The sequence below is a fragment of the Actinacidiphila sp. bgisy160 genome (assembly GCF_057707815.1).
Map to the genome: position 1 here is coordinate 15,620 of NZ_JBYIQW010000036.1, position 14,992 is coordinate 30,611.

Genomic DNA, 14,992 nt, shown 5'->3' on the forward strand with positions numbered 1-14,992 from the left:
CCACCTGCCCAACGGCGCCGTGTCCCGGTTCGCCGAACAAGAGGCGAACATGGTGAACGCGGCCCTGCTGCTGCGCCGGCCCTTGCTGGTCAGCGGGCGACCCGGCACCGGGAAGTCGAGCTTGGCGTACCGCATCAGTCGTGAACTGCGCTTGGGGCGGGTCCTGCGGTGGCACATCACCAGTCGCACCACTTTGCAGCGCGGGTTGTACGACTACGACGCGATCGGCCGTGTCCAGGACACCGCGGCTGCCCGGGCGGCCCGTGACGGTGATCCCTCCGAGGCATCGGACCCAGCACCGCTGGGGATCGGTGAGTACATCCAGCTGGGGCCGCTGGGTACGGCACTGCTCCCGTTCGCGGAACCGCGGGTCCTGCTCATCGACGAGCTCGACAAGAGCGACCTCGATCTCGCCAACGATCTGCTGAGCATCTTCGAGGAGGGCAGTTTCGCCATCCCCGAGTTGTTGCGGGCCCGGCGCCGGCACCCGGTGGTGCGTGTCCTGACCAGCGACCCCGGAGGTGAGGCCGAGGTGCGCGACGGAACGGTCACCTGCCACGCCTTCCCGCTGATCGTGATGACCTCCAACAGCGAGCGGGAGTTCCCGCCGGCCTTCCTGCGGCGCTGCCTGCTGCTCGACATGCCGGAACCGGGCCAGGACGACCTGGCCGACATGCTCACCGCACACTTCGGGGAGGAGACGGCACGGCAGTGGGGAGGTGACCTCATCGCCAGGTTCCTCGAACGCAGCCGGGAACGCGGCGGACTGTCCAAGGACCAGCTCCTCAACTCGCTCTACCTGGCGACGTCCGGGGGGATCGGCGGCCAGGACGGCTCGCTGTACGAGATCGTCGAAGCGGTGTGGCACCGTCTCAACGGGTCGGGACCCGGGACGAAGTTCTGATGGCGGCCGCGGGGGACGAACAGCGGTCCATGCCCACCGGGCCGGAGGTCCGGGACGCGATCTATCTCGCAGCGTACGCGGATTCCGTGTCGGCGGCTCCGGGCGCACGTGATGTGGAGGGCCTGTCGACGACCCCGGCGAGTTCGGGCCGCGGCCCACAGGGGGTGCGCTCGTCGCCCACCCACCTCGTCGAGTACCACCCCGGCAACGACGTCCAGCCGGACGGGGAGAACCGGCGGCGGGGTCCGGGCGGGGGCCACCACCGTCCGGAAGGCGAGTCGGACCGGCGCGGGCGGCGTACCTCCGTGCGCTTGCCGGGCGCACTCGCGCTGGCGCGGTCCCTCAAGCCGCTCGGGCTGTTTCGCGCCTCCCCTCACGCCTGGGACATGGACGAGGACGCAACGGCGGAGCGCGCGGCCTCGGAGGGGTGGTGGCTGCCGGTCCGTCGTCCGGTCATGGAGCGCCGTCATGATCTGTGGTTGATCGTGGACGCGAGTGCGTCGATGGCCCTGTGGCAGGACGTCGTTCCGGTGTTCGTGGACATGGTGGAGAGCGCGGCTCTCTTCCGCACCGTCAGCACGACCCGAGTCGACCTGTCCGAGGCGGGACCACGTGCCCGCCGCGACGGGCACTCCCTGCATCGCCCTCGAGAACTCCGGTCAGGAACGGACTGCCCCGTGCTGGTCATCACCGACGCGGTGGCCGAGACATGGCGGAACGGTGAAGCAGCGGCCTTCCTCAACGCCAAGGGCAGGATCTCTCCCACGGCGGTGCTCAGCCTGCTGCCGCAGGAGTTGTGGGAGTTCACCGTTCCCAGTGCCTTTCGCGTCCAGTTGAAGGTCCCGCACACCGCCGCCGCGAACCGCATGTGCTCGGTGATGCGGTCGGCCTCCTCCCCGTCACGGCCTGGTGGACTGCTGCCGTCGCGCTCAGGGCAGGCGGTCCCCATACCTCTGGTGGAGATGACCCCCGGGTCGCTCGGTCGTTGGGCCCGCCTGGTGGCGTCCCCGGGCGGCCGTCACACATCCGCGGTCCTGCTCACCGGCAGACGAGGAGACCTGGGGGCCCACACGTCCCTCCAATCGGCCGGGAACGACGCGCCGGCGGGCTCCGGCTCCAGGCGTCCGGCGAACGACCCGAACCGTACGCGTGACTCCGCCCGTGAATCCGTGCAGAATTTCATGGCGAAGGCGTCCCCGACGGCATTCCGGCTTGCCTGCCGGCTGGCTGCCGCACCCCTCAACCTGCCTGTGATGCGCATCATCCAGGATTCCGTGCCCGGAGCGCAGAACTGGAATACCGCCGAAATCATGATGTTCGGATTGTTGCGCCGAATCGAAAACGGTGCGGACGTGGAGGACGCCGAGCGCGTTTCCTTTGATTTCGTGGAGGGCGTCAGGGAGGAGTTGCTGGCCCTCGGCACACGTTTCGAGACGTTGCACGTACTGCGCCAGGTGTCGGAAGTCCTGGGTCCCCGGGTGGCTGCTTCCGGCGTGCAGGACGACGACCCCCTGTCATGGCGGGCGGATCACGTCGACCTGCCGGTGACTCCCGACACGCTGCCCTTCGTCCGTCCTCTGCGGGCTGTCTTCAAGGCTCTTTCGGGTCCTTACCTCGCGAGGGCGGCGCGGCTCGACGGCCTCCTGGACGACGGGGAGGGCGCGGAGCGGTACGGCGGCGGCGGTCGAGCGGGAGCGCAGGAAAGTCCTTTCGGGCCAGGAAAAGCAAGCGAGTCCACGGAGACGGAGCCACGTTCTCGAGCCGTTCGGGGAGAAGCCATGTCCAATTCAGGAACGGAAAGCTCGCGGCAGTTCCTGCCGCCTCAGCCGCAATTCGGCGGCAATCTTCCACTGCGAAATCGCAATTTCACAGGGCGTGAAGAACTCCTCGCCGTGCTACGTCAACGACTTGCCAGCGGAGTCACTACCGCGGTCCTGCCCGAGGCCCTGCACGGAATGGGCGGGGTCGGGAAATCCCAGATAGCGATCGAGTACGTCTACCGCTACGGGAAGGAGTATGAACTCATCTGGTGGATACCCGCCGAGCAGATCAACCTCGTCGTGCAGTCCCTCATCGAGCTGGGGGAGCACATGGGGCTGGACGCGGGTGCCAACCGCAGCGCCGTTCCGACCGTCCTCGAGGCGCTGCGGCGGGGCCGGCCGTACAAGAACTGGTTACTGGTCTTCGACAACGCGGAGAACCCGCACGAGGTCCTCCAGTTCTTCCCCCGCAACGGGCCGGGCCGAGTCCTGGTGACGTCCCGCAACTCCCAGTGGTCCACCCTGGCGAGTTCGCTCGAAGTGGATGTCTTCACCCGTCCGGAAAGCGTCGAGCTGATCAAGCGACGCAGTCCGCAGATCCCGGATGAGGCTGCGGACCGACTGGCGGACGCGCTCGGTGACCTGCCGCTGGCCGTGGAGCAGGCGGCCGTGTGGCTCGCCGAGACGGGGATGCCGGCGCAACAGTACCTGGAACTGTTCGAGACGAAGTGCGCCGAACTCCTGGAGGTATCTCCTCCCCCCGACTACGACCTTCCCGTGGCGGCGGCGTGGAACGTGTCGCTCGACCGCCTGCGCGAGGACCACCCGGCTGCGCTCCAACTGCTGCAGATCTGCGCGTTCTTCGCGCCGGAGCCGATCTCACGCGGGTTCTTCGAAGCGGTGCGCGGCGTCACCGCCCCTTCCGCCCTACGGGCTGCGCTCGACGACCCGATCAAGCTGTCCCAGGCCATCCGTGAGATCGGGCGCTACGCACTGGCCCGCATCGACCACCGGAACTCCACCATCCAGGTCCACCGTCTCGTGCAGCGGGTCCTCGTCGAGCAGATGGATACGGCGGAACGCATCGAGATGCGTCACTGCGCACATGAGATCCTCGCGAACGCCGACCCCAGGAATCCCGGGCAGCCGGACGAGTGGGCTCGCTACTCGGCGCTCCTGCCGCATGTGAGGGCCACGAGGCTGGTGGAGTGCGAGGACGGATGGGCCCGTCAGCTGGTGCTGAACGAGGCAGTCTTCCTGCGGGAGCGCAGTGACTACCAGGAAGGCTTGAAACTCGCGGAGGAGGCATGTGACATCTGGCGCCGCCTTCTGGGGGAGGACCACGAGCACATCATCGCCGCCGACCAGGCCCGTGCCCTGACCTTGCGCTGGCTGAACCAGTACGACGCGGCGTATGAGTTGCAGGCCGAATTGCTGGAGCGGTGCCGACGGGTCCTGGGAGAACGCCATGAACTCACCCAGCGAGCCGTCAGTGTGATGGCGATTCTCCTGCGACTGCGAGGTGACTTCTACGGAGCACGGGAATTGGACCAGCAGGCATACCAAACGACGCGGCTGGAACTCGGTTCGTACGACACCGGCACGTTGCATGCCGCCCACAACTACACCGTCAGCCTGCGTTTGGCCGGTGACTTCCAGGAGGCGCTTCGGATCGACGAGGAGACGTACGAGCGCCGTGTCGAGGTCCTGGGGGACTACAACACGCGAACCCTGAGCAGCCGCTATCAGATGGGTCTGGACCTTCAGGAACTGGGCCGACTGGACGAGGCGAGGCAGGTGTTCTCGTCCCTCAGGGACCTGACGCACTCGATGCTCGGCCCGAAGCACGATCTCGCGATCCGGGCCACCCGTGAACTGTCCGTGACCCTGCGCAAGCTGGGCGACCATGCGGGCGCGCGGGAACTGTCCTTCATGGTGCTGTCCGTTCTCAGGGCGCAGTTCGGAGAGGACTCGCTGGAGACCGTCCGCGCATCCCAGAACCACGCGACGGACCTCCGGCAGACAGGAGACCTCGAAGGGGCGGCCCAGCTCGGCCGGGCCACCATGGAGCGGTGTACGGCTCTGCTGGGCCGTGAGCACCCGCACACCTATGCGACGGCCAACAACTTGGCCGTCACGCTCCGCCTGTTGGGCCGCGTCGATGAAGCCCGGGAGCTGGACCAAGCGGCAGTGCACGGGCTGAGCAACGTGCTCAGTGCGGATCACCCCCGCACCTTGGTGTCGCGAACCGGGCTCGCCAGCGACCTCTGGGCCCAGAACCACTTCCAGGAGGCTCATGATCTGGACACCGTGCTGCTCGACGTGAGCACCTCGGTTCGAGGAGCGAACCATCCCGCGACGCTGGCGGTCATGCTCAACCTGTCGTACGACCTGAAAGCCCTGGGCCAGGTCGCGGCGGCGCGCACGTTGTACGAGCGAGCGCTGGCGGCCATCCGGCAGGTGCACGGCCCGCAACATCCGGCGAGCATCGATGCGGAGCGCAATCGCCGGGCCAACGTTGACATCGACCTACTGGGTGTCTGATGGCCGAGCGGTTCCTGCGAGACCGGTACCGAGCCAGACGGCAAGGGGTTCGGGTCCTGGGGATCGTCTGTCCAGCCGTTCCAGGGCGGCATGAACGGCCAGGACGAGGTCAGGACGCTCGGCAAGCAGCGACACTCCTGGGGACGCCAGGCCGAGGCCAATCCAGGTGGCCGGTGCAGGGGTCGCTTCGCGGTACGCCGCCAGCGCCCCCTCCGTGTCTCCGGTGATCAGTGCGACGTCCGCCGCGGTCGCTCCCGTGATCCCCAGCATGTCTGCGTCGCTGGTCTCCGCAGCGGCCCACACTTGTTTGAAGGCATCGGGGCGCGTCACCCACAGTCTTGCCAGCCAGGTCCTGGCGCCGGCCTCTGGAGCTGTGGCGGAGTGGACCATACGGGCGGGGGGCAGGTGGCGAGGTGCGGGCTGGCCGGCGTGCCAGCGACGAGCGAGCTCGTCTGCGTCGGCGGCATCCACTGCCAGATGTGCCGCTCGCCACGACGCCCACTGGTCCCGGCAACACAGCTCGGCAAGGGAGCCCGCCGGCTTGTTCACCGACTCCTGACTCCAGTCGCCGACCAACTCGGCCACAGCCTGGACGACGACGTTACCGGCGTAGGTGAGGCCCTCGGCACTGCGCAGAGCGGCCAGTGCCGACCGTACCTGCCACCTGTGCACGGCGAACTCGAAGTCCGCACGCTCCCCATCGGCCTCGCGGCGGCCTCTCCAGAACGCAGCGACCCCGGCGAAGGCGTGAGCTCCGAAGAGCAGACCACGCAGCGGGCGCGCATCGGCACGCCAGGGTGCGAAGTACAGGGCCTCGGCTCCTTGCTCCGTATGCTCCGTCGGTTTCAGAAGGGGCACCAGATGGTCCAGAGCGGTGAGCAACTGATGCTGGGACTCATGGACGAGCGTGGCGGCCAATGACTGTGCGTCCTCGGGCAGCGACATGGTCAATGCGCCGAAGGCGTCAGGGATGGACGCGCTGACGACTCGTAATGGTCCCGCACCCTCGACCGGAACGACCGAGCGTACCGTCCCCGACACCATGCGGTGGGCGGCCGGGTTGCTCTCGCGGAGGAGCTCGTACGCCTTGGTCAGTAGTGAGCGCCAGCTTGATACGGCCGTCGGACCCAGGTCGGTGGGGCCGCGCAACGCCCGGAAGTCGCGATAGGGAGAAAGGTGATCGAGTACCGCTGCCTGTGTCCCGTCCCGGCCCGCTGGGCTTACCGTCTGTAGCGGCGACCAGCCTTCGGCGGGCGCCGTCGGATCTTTGGGCACGTGTACGGACCCGCATTCGCCGGAGACCAGGCCTCCGTCCGGCCCGGCCTCCACGCTCACCACGGCCCACGGCGCAGGGCCCACGCTTGCCGTGATGCCCAGGGACGGGAGCCACAGCCGGCCGTCCCGGACCGGAACGCGAAGGGAGCAGGGGACTCCGGCACGAATGGCGGCTGCCGCTGCGAGGGTTCCGAGAACCGCGCTCGCCGCCCATCTGGGTGAATCGGAAACTGATTCAGCCGTCGGCCGTGCTAGTCGACGCACCAGCGCGAACGCCCAGGCACCGACGGCCGGGTCGCGCAGCACGGTCTCGACGGCTTCGGGAGCGACGCGCTGCACCGCACAAAGCGTCGCCCAGACCTCGCGCGGGCCGGTGGGTGATGGGCCGGGTTCCGGCGCTGAAGCAGCGGAGGCCTCGGCGGTACGCAGGAGTGCTGTGAGCGCCAAGAGCAGTCGGCTGCGCTGAGCCGATGCCAATAACGCGATATCGGCTTGGCCGACGTCTCCGCGGGCCACGCCGATCAGTGTTTCGCGAGCGACCAGGTATGGTTCAGCCGAGGTCAATGGTGGTCACGCTCGTCATGGCCCCGTAAGTCGTCTCGTATCCGGGCGCGATGCTGCCTTCGCACAACGGGGCCGATGCGCGCATCAAGCCGCTCCGCAGCGCTCCCCATGCATGCTCCAGACCGGTCATGCCTCCGAGATCGTCCAAGCGGAAGTCAGACAGGTCGATGAGCTCCGAGAGCAAACCGCGTGCGGATTCTGACACGTGCGCCACACCTTCCAGTCGACCAGATCCGACCTCCCCGTTGTAGCTTTTTGCGGGTCAAGAGAACGGTCACCCGCATTGAGCAGAACTGAGTGAGCTACAACTATCTGGTCCAGCATTAGTTGTGTATTGCGGAAAAATGTCTTCTGGCCTGTCGACCGATGGGCGCACGTGCGCCTGCGACAGGTTAGCACCAGACAGTAAGGGAACGCATGACGTGGCTGATCCGCTGATAGCGCGTGACGAGATCCATCTTCATCGCGGAGTCCGGGACGGGGAATCCTGAGCGGCGCGTCCGGTTGGTGGAGGTGTGTCCTGCCGGACCCAGTTCTCAAGGCTCGGGTGCGTGCGGGCGGACGCCGCCCCTTGGCGTGTCAGCGCTCCCCCGTCCCCGTCCCGTAGAGCCGCTCCAGGACGCGGGCCACGCCGTCGTCCTCGTTGGAGGCGGTGCGGTGGGCGACCTCGGTGAGCACGGCCGGGTGCGCGTTGGCGACGGCGCAGCCGGTGCCCGCCCAGGTCAGGACGGGCAGGTCATTGGGCATGTCGCCGAAGGCGATGACCTGCTCGGCCGCGATGCCGCGGGACGCGCACAGCGCCGCCAGCGCGGCCGCCTTGGTGACGCCCCGGGCGCTGACCTCCAGCAGGCCGTGGCCGCCGGAGTGGGTGAACTGGGCCCGGCCGCCGGCGGCGTGCTCCGCGACGGCGAGCAGGGCGTCCGCGTCGAGCGCGGGCGACCAGGCGAGCAGTTTCACGAACGGGTCCGGTGTCGCCCACAGTTCCGCGAGCGAGGGTACGGGGACCTCGGCGCCGGCGTCCTCGGGCAGGCGATGTCCGTATCCCGGGGCCCAGCGCAGCCGGTGGCCCGTCTCCACGGCGAAGCCGACGCCCGGCGCCGCGTCCCGCAGGGCGGCGGCCACCCTTCGTGCGACGGGGGCGGCGAGCGGGCTGGTTCCCATGACGGTGCGGCGGCCGATGTCGTACACGATCGCGCCGTTGGAGCACACCGCGGTGCCGGTGAGCCCGGTGGCCGCGGCGAGCGTGTCGAGGTAGCGGGGCGGCCGGGCGGTCACGAGGACGATTTCCGCGCCCGCGTCGGCCGTGGCGCGCAGGGCGTCCAGCGTGCGGGCGGAGAGCGTGCCGTCCTTCCGCAGGAGCGTGCCGTCGAGATCGGTGGCGACCAGGTGGGGGCGGGGCATCGCCGCATTCTACGGAACCCCGCGGAGCGCGGTGCCGTGACGGACTCAGGTCACCGAAAGATCGCGTTTTTAAGTTAATTAGCAATTAATATTGACAGACTTCGGGGGTCCGGACACAGTTTCCGCCGTGGCACCGGCGCCCGGCACGCCGTCTTCCGCAGGGTGGACGGCCGCGTCCATCAGGACGCGCTCCGGGCCGCGCGCGACCCGTTCGCCGCGTCTCGCGGCACCCCGCTCCACCTCGTTCCACCTGCGTTCCACCGGCGTCAACCCGCCTCATACGGCGCCAACGGGCGTGCCTCCAGGCCTTGTTCGGTGAGGGGTGCACCGCCCGGAAAATAAATTAGTAATTAATCTTGACGGGATGCTGACCCCTGCGACAGGCTGTGCCTGCCGCACCCAGAGCCGGGCCGTCAGGGGGCCTCAGCTCCGTTCCGTGGGCACTAAGGGAGTGCACAGATGACCGCCTTCAACGCCAGCCGCCGCCGGTTCCTCGCCGTGTCCGGCGCCGTCGGCGCCGGCGCGCTGCTCAGCAGCTGCGTCACCCAGAGCCCGTCCGCCTCCGGAGGAAAGTCCGGCGGCCCGGTGACCCTGCAGTCCAACCTCTCCTCCCCGCAGGCGAAGACCTCGATGCAGCAGCTCGTGGCCGCCTTCAACAAGCGTGGCGGCGCCGAGGCGAAGCTCAACACCGTCGCGTCGGAGACCTTCCGCACGCAGTTGCCGACGTACCTCACCTCGGCCAACCCGCCGGACATCTACACCTGGTACCCGGGCTCCGTCGCCGAGTCGTACGCCAAGAAGGACCTGCTCCTCGACCTGGACGACATCTGGGGCAAGCCCGAGCTGTCCGGCTACACCGACGCCCTGAAGAAACTGTGCACCTCCGCCTCCAGCGGCAAGAAGGTCTTCGTGCCCACCAGCTACTACTGGTGGGGCATGTTCTACCGGAAGTCCAACTTCGCCAAGTGGGGCGTCCAGGAGCCTAAGAACTGGGACGAGTTCCTCGACCTGTGCGACAAGCTCAAGAGCAAGGGCGTCGCCCCGGTCGGCCTCGGCGCCGGCGGCGACACCCCGTGGGTCGCCTCCGCGTGGTTCGACTACCTCAACATCCGCGTCAACGGTGCCGCCTACCACCGCGAACTGCTGGCGGGCAAGCACCGCTTCGACGACCCCGAGGTCCGCAAGGTCTTCGACACCTGGGACCAGGCCCGGCCGTTCTTCGACCCGAACGGCACGGCGATACCGTTCCAGGACGCCACCACCGCCCTCCTTCAGGGCCGCACCGGCATGATGCTCATCGGCACCTTCTTCGCCGACGCCGCGCCGAAGGACGCCCTGGGCGACCTGGACTTCTTCCAGTTCCCGATCATCGACCCCAAGGTGCCGGTCGCCGAGGAGGCGCCCACCGACGGCTACTTCGCCAGCGCCCGCAGCAAGCGCACCGACGGCGTCAAGGAGCTGCTGAGCTACCTGGCCACCGCCGAGGCGCAGGAGCTCTACCTCAAGAACTCCTCCGGCACCGCGCTTCCCACCCACCCGGACGCCAAGGACGCCGGCACCCCGCTGGTGGTCAAGGGCCGCAAGCTCATCGATAGCGCCGCCGACGTGACGCAGTTCTTCAACCGCGACTCCAGCGACGCCCTCCAGCCGACCGCCGACACCGCCCTGGTGCACTACCTGGCGAAGCCCAAGGAGATCGGCTCCATCCTCACCACCTGGCAGCGCAGCGCGCAGAAGATCTGGAGCCAGTGACGATGGCGCTGCTCGGCTCCACACGTCGGTCCAGGGCCACTCGGGTGCCCCCGGTGGTCCTGGCCTTCGTTCTCGTCCCGCTGCTCGCCGAGGCCTTCTGGGTCTTCTGGCCGGCCCTCCAGGGTTTCTACCTCTCCCTGACCTCCTGGGACGGCCTGGCGGCCCCGAAGTTCGTGGGCCTCGGCAACTTCAGCGAGATGCTGCACGACGCGGTCTTCCGCACCGCCGCGATCAACACGGTGCTGTGGCTGCTGCTCTTCGGCGGGCTCTCCGCCGCCCTGGGACTCGGCGCCGCGCTGCTGCTCCAGCAGGAGCGGCGCGGTGTCGGGTTCTACCGGGCGGCGCTCTTCCTGCCGGTGGTCTTCTCGCTGGTCGCCACCGCGCTGGTGTGGCAGGCCATGTACCAGCCGGACGGCCTGATCAACAACGTGCTGGAGGGCGTCGGCCTCGGCGGCTGGAAGCACGCCTGGCTCGCCGACCAGGACACCGCCTTGTACGCGGTGATCGTGCCCGCGCTGTGGCGCCAGGTCGGCTACGTGATGGTGCTGTACCTGGCCGGCCTCAAGGGCATCGACCCCGCCCTGTACGAGGCGGCCAAGGTCGACGGCGCCACCCGCCGGCAGCAGTTCCGGCACATCACGCTGCCGCAGCTGCGCAGCGTCAACGCGGTCGTCCTGTCGGTGATCATCATCGACTCGCTGCGCTCGTTCGACGTGGTGTGGGCGCTCACCCGCGGCGGCCCGTACCACTCCTCCGAACTGCTGAGCACCTACATGTACTCCACCGCGTTCCAGTCCCTGCGCCTGGGATACGGCTCCGCGCTCGCCGTCGTCATCTTCGTGCTGGCCTTCGGCGTCATCGCGAGCTACCTCGTGCGCGCCTTCCGGGAGGCCGACTGATGACAGCCACCCACGCCACCGCGCGCGTCGAGGACCCGGCCGGCCGTGACGGCAAGGCCGCCAAGGTCCCGGCCGCGGCGCCCCGCCGGCCCCTCCTGAGCGGCCGCGCCCTGCGCACCACGGGCTTCCACCTCACCGCGGCCGTGCTGTCCGCGCTGTGGCTGCTGCCGATCGTCCTCGTCCTGGTCACCAGCACCCGGACCTTCGACGACATCGCCGCGCACGGCGTCGGCAGCTGGCCGCACTCCTTCACCTTCGACAGCTTCCGTCAGGCGTGGGTGGACGGCGGCCAGCAGCGCGCCCTCATCAACAGCCTGCTGGTCACGATCCCCACCGTGCTGCTGTCGCTGGGCCTGGCCTCCATGGCCGCCTTCGCGCTCAGCCGCTACGACCTGCCCTTCCGGCGCGTCCTGCTGCTGCTCATGCTCGGCGGCAACCTGCTGCCCCCGCAGATCCTGCTGATCCCGGTCTCCAAGCTCAGCGAAGTGCTCGGCATCTACGACCAGCTGTACGCCCTGATCGGGGTGCAGGTCGGCTTCGGCGTCGGCTTCTACGTCTTCGTGCTGCACGGATTCATGCGGTCGATCCCCGGCGAGATCCAGCAGGCCGCCGTCATCGACGGCGCGGGCCCCTGGCAGATCTACTGGCGGATCATCCTGCCGCTGGCCCGCCCGGCGCTGGCCGCGCTGAGCGCGCTGTCGTTCACCTGGATCTTCAACGACCTGCTGTGGGCCATCACGGTGTTGCGCACCGACACCCAGATGCCCATCACCGCGTCCCTCATCGGACTGCAGGGCCAGTACGTCTCCATGTGGAACGTCATCGCGGCGGGTTCGGTGATCGCCGCCGCCCCGACGGTGGCCGTCTTCCTCCGCTTCCAGCGCCACTTCGTGGCGGGACTCAACCTCGGAGCCGTCAAGTGACCGCGCACGACCGGTGGCTGCTGCGCACCGACACCACCACCTACGCCGTCACCCTCGGTGGCGACGGCCGCTGGGCCGAACTCGCCGCCTGGGGGCCGCACGGCGCCGAGGACGGCCCGTCGCCCCTGGACTGGTCGCGCCGCACTCACTTCATCACCCCCGCCGACGCCGCCCCGGCCGAGTACATCCCCTACGGGCTGCGGCCGTTCACCGGCGCCGACCTGGTCGCCTCCCGCCCCGGCGGGGACCGCGGCAGCTGGTGGCGGTTCGACGGCGCCACACAGGACGGCGACCGGACCCTGCGCCTGGACTTCGCCGACGACCTCCTCGGGCTGCGCACCGCGCTGCACTACCAGACGGTGCCCGGCACCGACGTCGTGCTGCGCTGGACGGAGCTGACCTGCACGGGCGGGGACGAGGTGCGGCTGGAGCGCTTCGACTCCGCCGCCGTCAACGTGCCCGTCCAGGGCGGCGCGCGGCTGACCTACCTGGCCGGCCAGTGGTCCCAGGAGTTCCAGCTCAAGGAGGTGGCGCTGGAGCGCGGACGCTTCGAGATGGAGAGCACACAGGGCTCCGCCGGGCACGCGTACCACCCGTGGCTCGCGATCCAGGACGCGGCCACCCCCGCCGAGGGCGCCACGCCCACCTACGGCATCGCACTGGAGTGGTCCGGCAACTGGCGGATCACCGCCGAGGCCGAGCCCGGCGGGGCGGTGCGCGTACGGGCCGGCCGCGTGCCCCACGAGGGCGCCGTCCGCCTCGCCCCCGGGACCACCCTCGTCACGCCGCGGCTGGCCTGCGCCTTCAGTGCCGACGGCCTCGACGGCCTGGCCCGCGTCTGGCACCGCTACGAGCGGCACCTGACCGGCGAGCGCATCGACCGGCCCCGCAAGGTGCTCTACAACTCGTGGGAGGCCACCGGCTTCGACGTCGACGCCGAGGGCCAGCTGGAGCTCGCCAAGGTCGCCGCCGAACTCGGCGCCGAACTCTTCGTCGTCGACGACGGCTGGTTCACCGGACGGCCCGACGACACCGGCGGCCTCGGTGACTGGGACCCGGACCCCGCCGAGTTCCCCGCCGGATTCGACCGGTTCGTCGAGGACGTCCGCTCCCTCGGCCTGGACTTCGGCCTGTGGGTCGAACCCGAGGGCATCAGCCCCCGCTCCAGGCTCTACGCCGAGCACCCCGAGTGGGTGTACCGCATCGACGGCCGGCCCGCCACGCTCGTGCGCAACCAGTTGCTGCTCGACCTCGGCCGCGAGGACGTCCAGGAATTCGTCATCGGCACCCTGGACCGGTTGCTCGGTTCCCACGCCATCAGCTACCTCAAGTGGGACATGAACCGTCCGCCCACCGAGCGGGGCCGCCCCGGGCACGCGTCGGGCGCCGATCCCGAGCGCCAGGACCTCGACGCCGCGCACGTCGCCGGCTACCTCCGCGTCCTGGACCACCTGCGCACCGCCCACCCGCACGTCACCGTCGAGGGCTGCGCGGGCGGCGGCGGCCGCGTCGAGCACGCCACCATCGCGCGCACCGACGTGGTGTGGCCCAGCGACAACACCGCGCCCATGGACCGGCTGCGCATCCAGTACGGCTATCTGCACGCGCACGCCCCGCACACCATGAGCTCCTGGGTCACCGACGCCCCCGGCGTCTTCGACCCGCGGCCGCGCTCGCTCGCCTTCCGCTTCGTCAGCTCCATGGCGGGCGTGCTCGGCATCGGCGCCGACATCCGCCACTGGACGCCCGGGCAGCGGGCCGAGGCCGCCCGGTGGATCGCCCGCTACAAGGAGATCCGCGACGTCGTCCACCACGGCGAGGTCCACCTGCTGGGCAGCCCCGCCGACCCGACCTGCGGCGTCCAGTACGAGGAACCGGGCGGTGACCGCCTGGTGGTGACGGCCTGGAACACCGGCCTCCTCGACGGCGCGCCCCTGGTGCCCGGCCGCGCCGCCCGGCTGCGACTGCGCGGGCTGCGACCGGACGCCGTCTACACCGACACGGCCACCGGCACCCGCTACAGCGGCGCGTACCTCCTCCACTCGGGACTGCCGTACGCCTGGACCGCGGATCACGACGCGGAGTTGACCGTCCTTTCCCGTCAGTGACGACAGCGGAAGAATCTGCACCCACCCGCCCCCTCGAACAGGAGACGACCCACCCCATGAACCCAGCGGCCCGCTTCACCAACCGCGTCGCCGTCGTCACCGGCGCCGCGTCGGGCATCGGCGCGGCGACCGCGGCCCGTCTCGCCGTGGAGGGCGCGGCCGTCGTCCTCGTCGACATCGCCGCCGACCGCGGCGAGGGGACCGCCGAGCGGCTGCGGGAGGACGGGGCCCGGGCCCTGTTCGTCGCCGCCGACGTCGCGGACGAGGACGACTGGCAGCGGGTGGTCACCGCCGCCCACGGTTTCGGGCCCGTGGGCGTCCTGGTCAGCAACGCGTACACAGTGGCCGTCGCGCCGGCCCACGAGACCAGCCTCGCTTCGTGGGAACGGCAGCTGTCCGTCAACCTCACCGGCGCCTTCCTGGGCGTGAAGGCGACACTGCCCGACCTGCGCGAGCAACGGGGGGCCGTGGTGCTCGTCTCCTCTGTCCACGCCCACCGGGGCATCCCCGGCCACCCGGCGTACGCTGCCAGCAAGGGCGCCCTGCTGTCGCTGTGCGGTCAGCTCGCCGTCGAGTACGGTCCGGACGTCCGCGTGAACGCGGTGCTGCCGGGGCCGATCCTGACCGCCGCCTGGGACCGCGTCCCGCAGGCCGACCGTGCGTCGAGCGTCGCCGAGACCGCGGCCCGCCGCTTCGGCACCCCTGAGGAGGTCGCCGCCGCCGTCGCCTTCCTCGCCGCCGACGAAGCCTCCTACATCACCGGATCGAGCCTGCTCGTGGACGGTGGCTGGAGCGTCACCAAGGCCTCGGCCTGACGGCACCGGACGCACCGGCCACCACCGAACAGCAAGAAAGGCAAACA

10 protein-coding genes are annotated in these 14,992 nt (G+C 69.7%); 7 read left to right on the top strand and 3 right to left on the bottom strand.

Features of this window, described 5'->3' with window-relative positions:
• The first annotated feature begins 49 nt into the window (after window positions 1-49).
• Window positions 50-904, top strand: a complete 855-nt coding sequence (locus tag AC3EUJ_RS25095; protein ID WP_431965021.1) for an AAA family ATPase — start codon at window positions 50-52, stop codon at window positions 902-904.
• Entirely contained in the window at window positions 904-5,208 is a 4,305-nt protein-coding gene (fxsT, locus tag AC3EUJ_RS25100; protein ID WP_431965023.1) for an FxSxx-COOH system tetratricopeptide repeat protein, read from the top strand. Before AC3EUJ_RS25095 ends, fxsT begins: the two co-directional genes overlap by 1 nt.
• Here fxsT and AC3EUJ_RS25105 read toward each other — a convergent pair.
• From AC3EUJ_RS25105 to AC3EUJ_RS25115, 3 genes are all read right to left on the bottom strand, one after another.
• On the bottom strand, window positions 5,194-7,047 hold the full coding sequence (locus AC3EUJ_RS25105; protein WP_431965024.1) for an HEXXH motif domain-containing protein: 1,854 nt from the start codon (window positions 7,045-7,047) through the stop codon (window positions 5,194-5,196). The two genes, fxsT and AC3EUJ_RS25105, sit on opposite strands and share 15 nt — an antisense overlap.
• Window positions 7,034-7,252, bottom strand: a complete 219-nt coding sequence (locus tag AC3EUJ_RS25110) for a hypothetical protein (protein WP_431965026.1) — start codon at window positions 7,250-7,252, stop codon at window positions 7,034-7,036. The genes AC3EUJ_RS25105 and AC3EUJ_RS25110 overlap by 14 nt, the downstream gene beginning before the upstream one ends.
• A gap of 374 nt (window positions 7,253-7,626) precedes the next feature.
• Window positions 7,627-8,448, bottom strand: a complete 822-nt coding sequence (locus AC3EUJ_RS25115; protein ID WP_431965028.1) for an HAD family hydrolase — start codon at window positions 8,446-8,448, stop codon at window positions 7,627-7,629.
• A gap of 459 nt (window positions 8,449-8,907) precedes the next feature.
• Here AC3EUJ_RS25115 and AC3EUJ_RS25120 point away from each other — a divergent pair, with 459 nt between their 5' ends.
• Genes AC3EUJ_RS25120 through AC3EUJ_RS25140 form a run of 5 tightly spaced genes read left to right on the top strand, consistent with a single transcriptional unit; the run spans window position 8,908 to window position 14,945 of the window.
• Window positions 8,908-10,200 (top strand): ABC transporter substrate-binding protein, encoded by a 1,293-nt coding sequence (locus tag AC3EUJ_RS25120; RefSeq protein WP_431965030.1) that lies wholly within the window; start codon window positions 8,908-8,910, stop codon window positions 10,198-10,200.
• Between the two features lie 44 nt (window positions 10,201-10,244).
• Window positions 10,245-11,099, top strand: coding sequence for a carbohydrate ABC transporter permease (locus tag AC3EUJ_RS25125; RefSeq protein WP_431965032.1), 855 nt, complete (start codon window positions 10,245-10,247; stop codon window positions 11,097-11,099).
• Entirely contained in the window at window positions 11,099-12,022 is a 924-nt protein-coding gene (locus AC3EUJ_RS25130; RefSeq protein WP_431965034.1) for a carbohydrate ABC transporter permease, read from the top strand. Before AC3EUJ_RS25125 ends, AC3EUJ_RS25130 begins: the two co-directional genes overlap by 1 nt.
• The gene (locus AC3EUJ_RS25135; protein ID WP_431965036.1) at window positions 12,019-14,130 is read left to right on the top strand and encodes an alpha-galactosidase; all 2,112 of its coding nucleotides are present in this window, start codon (window positions 12,019-12,021) and stop codon (window positions 14,128-14,130) included. The genes AC3EUJ_RS25130 and AC3EUJ_RS25135 overlap by 4 nt, the downstream gene beginning before the upstream one ends.
• Before the next feature lie 56 nt (window positions 14,131-14,186).
• The gene (locus AC3EUJ_RS25140) at window positions 14,187-14,945 is read left to right on the top strand and encodes an SDR family NAD(P)-dependent oxidoreductase (RefSeq protein WP_431965038.1); all 759 of its coding nucleotides are present in this window, start codon (window positions 14,187-14,189) and stop codon (window positions 14,943-14,945) included.
• The last annotated feature ends 47 nt before the right edge of the window (window positions 14,946-14,992 follow it).

Excerpts from the sequence above, each read along its gene's own strand:
- fxsT (WP_431965023.1), top strand. The coding sequence starts at position 904 with ATGGCGGCCGCGGGGGACGAACAGCGGTCCATGCCCACCGGGCCGGAG.
- AC3EUJ_RS25095 (WP_431965021.1), top strand. The coding sequence starts at position 50 with ATGGTGAACGCGGCCCTGCTGCTGCGCCGGCCCTTGCTGGTCAGCGGG.
- AC3EUJ_RS25140 (WP_431965038.1), top strand. The coding sequence starts at position 14,187 with ATGAACCCAGCGGCCCGCTTCACCAACCGCGTCGCCGTCGTCACCGGC.
- AC3EUJ_RS25115 (WP_431965028.1), bottom strand. The coding sequence starts at position 8,448 with ATGCCCCGCCCCCACCTGGTCGCCACCGATCTCGACGGCACGCTCCTG.
- AC3EUJ_RS25120 (WP_431965030.1), top strand. The coding sequence starts at position 8,908 with ATGACCGCCTTCAACGCCAGCCGCCGCCGGTTCCTCGCCGTGTCCGGC.
- AC3EUJ_RS25130 (WP_431965034.1), top strand. The coding sequence starts at position 11,099 with ATGACAGCCACCCACGCCACCGCGCGCGTCGAGGACCCGGCCGGCCGT.